The following is a 4,145-nucleotide window of genomic DNA, read 5'->3' on the forward strand; positions in this document are numbered from 1 at the left end:
AGCATATAAGAATTTTGAGAAATTCAACCAGACCAAAATTCCCAAAGCTATAGAGATAAAATCTCTGGACGAAAAGGTGAAGCTGAAACTCAGATTTTTGGAGAGGAATATAAACATCTCAATTCCTGACAAAAAATTTCAAGTTAAAATTCCTGAAGATGCTAAACCGGTTGAAATTGATAAATCAGGTTAGCAGTATGTAATGCGACCCTTTTCCTATTGATGTATCCGGAGCAAGTCCCCCGTAGGGTAGGACAGGGTCGCAAATAGAACAGACAAGAATGCCTGTTCTACCGCGAGAAGGGATAGTGTAGAGGATGGCCTCAAGGTCTTGTCCACAGGATCCTGGCGAAGACTTCTGCCCTCCATTTTATCTGTTTCGTAGTTAATGTAGGGACAGCCCTTCCTTCGACTTCGCTCAGGACGGTGAGCCTGCCGAACCGTGTGGCTGTCCGCACCAGAGTTAGGACAGGGGCCACCGCAAAAGCGGGATTTCGCAAAGCTCAACCAGCCCTGTCCCTACATAAGATTCCTCCCAAAAACGACTTCGGCAACAGTCCAGGTATGCCGGTTGTACCGTTCCACTTCTCAAAAGATATTGACTTTTGGGGCTGTAGATATTACAATAATTTTAAATCGCTTTCTGGAGATCTATATTCGTAGACCACTTGAATGTCGATTATTATAGACTAAAGAATAATAGATGAGAAAAACGCTGGAGAAAAAGGGTAAATCGTTCTTAATACAGGTGCTGAAGCTTTTGTTCAGGAATAAGCCCGTTCAGGATAAAGTTGATCTATCTGCCGTTAAGAAGATACTGGTAATAAGACAGGATGACCGGATCGGCAACCTTATTTTGACCACTCCGCTGCTTTTAGCACTGAGGAAATCTTTCCCCCAGGCTAAGATATCTTTTCTCTCCAGTAGCGTATCAACAGAGGTTTTCTCCGGCTCTAAATTGATAGATGAGCTTTTGGTCCTGGAGAAAAAAAAATATATCCGCAACCCTTTTGCTTTCATCTCTCAGATTTTCTCGCTGAGAAGAAAGGGTTTTGATCTTGCCTTTGACTGTTCGGACGAAAATCACCTTTCCTTTGGTCACGGGATGTGGATTTATCTTTCGGGAGCAAAGTACCGAGTCGGGCATAAAAGGGAGAAAAGCGACCTCTTCCTGAACATAGAGGTTCCCCCAGTTAAGTATACCCGGCATGCAATTGATATGCATCTGGACCTTCTGAAGTTTTTAATTCCGGGAATATCTGATGAGTTGCCATTCTTGGGAGTAAAGAAGGAAGAAAAGGAATATATCAGAAATTATTTAGAGAAAATGGGGATAACAAATGAGGATTCTCTTATTGGGATAAACCTGGGTGGGACAGGCGAGAAAAGGTGGGAGATAAAAAATTTTATCGAATTAGGTGAATGGATAAAAGAAAGGGAAAATGTAAAGGTGATTTATATCTGGGGACCGGAAGAGAAAGAGCTGATTAAGAATTTGAAAATCAGTGAGGTACTGCCTGAGATTCTTCCTTTGCCTGAACTCTCAGCTCTTCTGCAAAGATGCAATCTTTTCATCTCCTCTGATTCGGGGATAATGCATCTTTCAACTGCAGTCGGGACTCCAACCTTAGCCATTTTCATTCAATCAGATCCGGTTAAATTCGGCCCAAAAGGTGATAAGGACAAAATTATAAGCAAAATCAATGGGAAAATAGAATTAAAAACAATATTGGAAGAGGCTTGCAGAATGGTGAAGGAATTGTCAAGGATGAAAGGTACTAAAATAAGTGTAATTTAGAATATGATGTAGGGGCTGGGTCTCCCAGCCCCAGGGCGAGGAAACCTCGCCCCTACCGTAAAGATTCACGGAGTTTTAAAGGATGCGTAGCCGAGCCTTTAGGGATCGGGCGCAGAGGTCTAAAACCTCTGCTACGCGTGTACAGAGTGTTTGTGGAGATTTAAAGTGAGACTTTACATAAGACTTCTAAAATTCATTAGACCACACCTGAAATCTCTGGTGGGGGCTGTCCTGTTTATGATACTTTTCGCCGGGATGAGTGGCTTTTCTCTTACTATGGTGATTCCATTTACCAAGATGATTTTTTCCGATAACGGATCCGTAGGATATGAGAAAAGTTCAACCTCTGCTGATACGAGCGAAAGCCTGCAGCAGAAGTCTTCGTCAGGTGGAGAAAGTTTGGTAGTTCTGGTTCCTGGAAAACTCAAACAGCAGTTTGATTCCTGGCTTAAAGGAAAAGATAAAGTAGATAGTCTTAAGCGATTGTGTATCTTCATCTTAGTCATATTCTTTTTAAAAAATATATTCTGGTATCTGCAGAACTATCTTATGGTGATAGTTCAGGAAGGTGTGGTAAAAGATTTGAGAGATAAGCTCTATTCTCATTATCATCTCTTGCCTTTGGAATATTTCCACGGAAAGAAGACCGGAGTATTGATCTCCAGGGTGACTAACGATGTGAGTCTGGTAAAAAATGCGGTCTCCTCAGGATTTGTCGGAGGATTAAACCAGTTTTTCTTGGCGATTGTTTATCTTTTCCTGGTAGTCTGGGCAAGCTGGAAATTGACTTTGATTGCGCTTCTGCTTTTTCCCCCCAGCATCTTTATAATCACCAAAGTAGGGAAAAGGTTGCGTTCCAAAAGCGTTTTGGCCCAGCAAAAGATGGGAAACATAACTTCAGTCCTGCAAGAGACAGTTTCTGGCATAAAAGTGGTTAAGGCTTTTGCAATGGAAGGATTTGAGCTGAAGAAGTTTTTCAATTATACCAGAGATTATTTTAAGACTATGGTGCGCTTGACCAGAGTAGGCTCTTTAGCACCACCGTTGACTGAGTTTCTGGGAGTTGTGGCTGGAGTTCTGATTCTCTGGTTTGGAGGAAGAGCTATCTTAGCCGGTGGAGGCTTAACCCCGGACCGGTTCTTCCTTTTTCTTATTGCGATGTTCTCTTTGATGCAGCCTTTGAAGATTTTAAGCCACGTGAATATAGATATCCAGCAGGGTTTGGCTGCGGCAACAAGAATTTTTGAAGTCCTGGATACCCGGCCTAAAATCGAAAGCCCTAAGGATGGGGTTAAAATCGATAGTCTAAAGCAAGGAGTGGAGTTCAAAAATGTGTCATTCAGATATAATAGCAAGAAAGCAGCACTGGAGAAAATAGATCTAGAGGTAAAATCCGGAGAGATAGTAGCGCTGGTGGGTCCCTCTGGTGCAGGCAAATCTACTCTGGTTGACCTGCTTCCCCGTTTCTATGATCCAAATGAGGGGGTCATCGAGATAGACGGTGTAGACTTACGAAAAATGAACTTGAACTCTTTGCGTAACCTGATGGGGATCGTCACCCAGGAAACCATACTCTTTAATGACACGGTCTGGAATAATATCGCGTATGGAGATGAGAAAGCTACACCGGATAAAGTCAATGAGGTGGCTAAAATGGCTAATGCCTATGATTTCATTCAGGGCCTGCCAGAAGGGTACAATACCATTATCGGAGACAGAGGAGTCAAGCTTTCCGGAGGTGAAAGGCAGAGAATTTCTATTGCCCGTGCTTTGTATAAAAATCCTTCAATTCTTATTTTCGATGAAGCTACCTCAGCTCTGGACTCAGAATCAGAACTGCTGGTTCAGGAGGCAATTGACCGGTTGATGAAAAACCGCACCACTTTTGTGATTGCGCATCGACTTTCCACCATACAAAATGCAGATAAGATCGTGGTGATAGATGAGGGAAGGATAGTCCAGACCGGAAAGCACAAAGAGCTTATCCAGCAGGAGGGATTGTATAAGAAGCTCTATGAGATGCAGTTTAAATTCAATGACGAGTAAGAAAGGTTAAAAGGTTTAAAGGTTCAAGAGTTCAAGGGAAAGAAAAACAGAAAAAGACTGTAGGGGCAGGCCCCTCCTTCGGCTTAGCTCAGGCCGGTGAGCTAATCGAACCGTGTGCCTGCCCGTAAAGAGTGTCTTGCACAAGACGAAGATTCCCTCTCCTCATAGGAGAGTGTAAGGTCAGCGAATGTTCGTTCAAACCGACTTTAGTCGGGTTTTTACGCCACGAAAATGGCTATGAACAAGTTGAATTTTAGATCTAACACATTCCTGTCTGTCGTTCAGACGATGTAGCGTCGGG

The 4,145-nt window shown here is 42.9% G+C and carries 3 protein-coding genes; all 3 read left to right on the plus strand.

Annotated elements, in window-relative coordinates:
- The coding region (locus MUP17_02670; protein MCJ7457877.1) for a DUF4292 domain-containing protein at window positions 1-193 on the plus strand (193 nt) is incomplete at its 5' end.
- Window positions 194-703: 510 nt separating this feature from the next.
- Window positions 704-1,798, plus strand: coding sequence for a glycosyltransferase family 9 protein (locus MUP17_02675; GenBank protein ID MCJ7457878.1), 1,095 nt, complete (start codon window positions 704-706; stop codon window positions 1,796-1,798).
- A gap of 165 nt (window positions 1,799-1,963) precedes the next feature.
- Window positions 1,964-3,844, plus strand: coding sequence for an ABC transporter ATP-binding protein/permease (locus MUP17_02680; GenBank protein ID MCJ7457879.1), 1,881 nt, complete (start codon window positions 1,964-1,966; stop codon window positions 3,842-3,844).
- Window positions 3,845-4,145 lie beyond the last annotated feature (301 nt).

The organism is Candidatus Zixiibacteriota bacterium (genome assembly GCA_022865345.1).
In the GTDB taxonomy this organism is placed as follows: Bacteria; Zixibacteria; MSB-5A5; order MSB-5A5; family RBG-16-43-9; genus RBG-16-43-9.